Annotated in this window: 4 protein-coding genes; all 4 read left to right on the forward strand. The window is 45.3% G+C overall.

Going from position 1 to position 2,330, the window contains the following annotated elements:
* A partial coding sequence (locus IAE27_RS29165; protein WP_200093415.1) for a DUF2345 domain-containing protein occupies positions 1–723 on the forward strand: 723 nt, incomplete at its 5' end.
* Positions 724–1,530 carry a DUF4123 domain-containing protein gene (locus IAE27_RS29170; RefSeq protein ID WP_154022138.1) on the forward strand — a complete coding sequence of 269 codons (807 nt, stop codon included), beginning with the start codon at positions 724–726 and terminating at the stop codon, positions 1,528–1,530.
* 56 nt (positions 1,531–1,586) lie between these two features.
* On the forward strand, positions 1,587–1,964 hold the full coding sequence (locus IAE27_RS29175) for a hypothetical protein (RefSeq protein WP_135800828.1): 378 nt from the start codon (positions 1,587–1,589) through the stop codon (positions 1,962–1,964).
* Positions 1,965–2,034: 70 nt separating this feature from the next.
* Positions 2,035–2,330, forward strand: a 296-nt coding sequence (locus IAE27_RS29180) for a DUF3304 domain-containing protein (protein WP_200093416.1), incomplete at its 3' end; no start/stop codon positions are given.

Raw genomic sequence — 2,330 nt, forward strand, 5'->3', positions numbered from 1 at the left:
GGGAAAGGGATATTCATCACCGCTGATGCGCAGATGAAAGCGCAGGGGCAGCAGCTGGCGATGGAGCCTGCAACCAGCCTGTTGAGGGGGGCGCAAAACCTTATTGCCGGTTGGGAGAGTGTGACGCAAACGCACCGTAATTTCTCACCAGATATGGATACGTTAAAGCAGTTTGTTGAAAAGGCGGACCAGATAAAGAAATCGGTATTGTTGATGGAAGCACCGGAGGGGATAGGGAGCGTTACGCCAGAAAGCATTCTTCTGCACAGTGGCAACGGTTTGTATATGCAGAGTATTGGAGAAGTCAGTATTGCCAGCGAGCAGAGGCTTGCAGTGAATGCCAGCCAGGCGATATCGTTACTTTCCCGCCAGGAAGGTGTTCGTCTGGTATCTGCAAAAGGCCCGCTGAATATCGAATCTCATAGCGATATTCTCTCATTAACGTCTCTTCAGGATGTTACCGTACAGTCCACACAGGGACATCTTCAGCTTACGGCGAAGAATGGTATCACTATTGGGTGTGGCGGCGCTTACATTCGCTTGACTCCGCAGGGAGAAATTGAAATTCATGGACCTGGCCTGTTAAGTCTGAAAGGACAACATAATTTGCAGGGGCCAGCCAGCGAAGATTTCCAGTTGCCCGATCTGCCTTCATCAGTATGTAAAGAATGCCTCAAACGGGCTCAGGAACTGGCTCAGGGTTTTGTGCCGAGGGATGCGTAAATGGACAACATAAAGATCTGGCTGGATAAAATCCAGCTGACGTGTCAGCAGATTGGTCACAATTATGTCGATATGATTATCGATCAGTGCGGCGTGAATTTCTCCGTCATTCCGGCTCTTTCCGGGTTTTCTCCGGCAATAAAATGGCAGTCCCTCTACCAGGGATTGCCGGAGAATATTTACCCGGACGATGCGCCTTTGCTGGTACGCATTGAGCTGGAAGATACTCAGCAAGTGCAGTGGTTATATGCATTGGCTCGTGAAGCTGTGGCAACAGCGCCTTTACTGGTGCTGGGGTCATCCTGGCGGTTCGAAGTTTTGGCTGAATGGTTGATCCGTTGCATTGATGCGCAGCATGAGGGGCGTGCAGGGATATTTCGCTTCTGGGATACGCGTATATTTTCGTATCTTTTTACCCATGTTCTTAGTGATGAACAGCAAAGTCAGATCCACAGACCGACATTATTCTGGAGCTGGCTGGATCGCGACGAAGCACCTGTTTTGCTGGAAGGAAACGGGGCAGCATTAGGTGAAGAGGAATTGAGTGAGCAAATCATATTTACTGATAATCAGTTTGAAAGTCTGATGTGTCTGTGTGATGCAAAACAATTATTGGTTTATCAGCCATTACCGAAGAACCTTTTTATGAACAGAGAAAATGAATTTTCTGCTTGCTTTAAGGCTATGCTGGCTGCAACAAAAGAAGGTGTGCTTTTCGAAGATAAACGTAATGAGTGGGTGGCTGAGTATATTCTTAAAAATAAAATTTATTCTGATGAATGCGGTTCTGGTGTTAATAATCTATAAAGTCATCAGGAGTGGTATTTTCAATAGGGATAATAGCTATTTACATCGGAGTGGTTATGTATTTGGATAGTGATACAAAAGTTATTATCTCTGGAGCGGTAATATTACTGGTTGGAATCATTGTCTGGAAAAAACAAAGCTTTTTTATTGCTCTGGTGTTTTGTGTTTTGTTTATCAAAGCGTCTATGATGTTTTTAGCGATAGTTATTCTATTATCCTGGGGAGAGCCGGCAAATTCTTTTTATTTTATATTTCCTGTTATTAGTGTTTTTATCGCTGTGTTTTTTCCTGATAAGCGTTGGCCAAAACATACCGGACACATATACAGATGTTCATCATGCATGAATTTTGTTAACTATAAAATCGATAAATGTCCTCATTGTGGCTCTGACATGGATCCAAAAAATATTTGGAAAAAAAAGACCAAACAATAAGCGGCTATGAGATGACGGTTGAATCTAATGATAACCCTGTTTATCCGGCTAAAATAAGGGAACCTGAGATATGTCTATAATAAAGTCTGATTTAGGCTGGTATCCACCGCAGGGACGATGGCTGACACGCTTTGTTTTTATCGCTGCGGCGATATTGCTGGCTGGTTGTGACAGGCCTGCCAGAGAAAAGAATGTTAGCGGCGGCAGCGGTACCATAGAAGCGGTTAACCATACCCACTGGGCGATAAACCATTTCAGCGTAGACGGGCAGTCAGGGCTGGATATTATCGGCCCCTGGCAGGGCGGCGGCGGTGGCTGCTGTTACGGTGTGCCAACGAAATGGAAACCGGGAATGACGGTGAAAGT

Source organism: Klebsiella sp. S69 (genome assembly GCF_016516145.1).
Taxonomy (GTDB): domain Bacteria; phylum Pseudomonadota; class Gammaproteobacteria; order Enterobacterales; family Enterobacteriaceae; genus Klebsiella; species Klebsiella oxytoca.